General features: G+C 74.4%; 1 pseudogene. It reads left to right on the plus strand.

Annotation, left to right across the window (positions count from 1 at the left end):
* Nucleotides 1-391: pseudogene (locus Q7A36_RS41045) on the plus strand (hypothetical protein); the annotation flags it as partial.

Below are 391 nucleotides of genomic sequence, written 5' to 3' on the forward strand. Positions count from 1 at the left end.
CCAGGCGACGTTCCGCTCACTGTTCGGCGCGGTGCCGGTCCGGGTCCGGCGGCTGTTGGCCTGCCCCTGCCATGGTCCGGGCGAGCCGAAGAGCTTCGCGGCCCTGGAGCTCGGCGGGGGTACCGTCGCGCCCGAACTCGCCTGCGTCACCGCTCGGTATGCGGCGCTGGCGCCGTTCGGCAAGGTCGTGGCACTCCTGTCCGAGTTGCTTCCGATCGGCGGGGCGGCGAACGCCGGCACGGTGCGGAACCGGACGCAGCGGGTCGGCCAGGAGGTGGTGCAGCTGCCCATGGCTGCGGCCGTGACGCAGCCCAAAGGGCGGCCGGGCGGCGCGGTCGTGGTTGGGCTGGATGGCGGCTACGTGCGCAGCCGGCATCCGGAGGAGGGGCGT

Origin of the sequence: Paracraurococcus lichenis (assembly GCF_030657435.1) — a bacterium.
Taxonomy (GTDB): domain Bacteria; phylum Pseudomonadota; class Alphaproteobacteria; order Acetobacterales; family Acetobacteraceae; genus Paracraurococcus; species Paracraurococcus lichenis.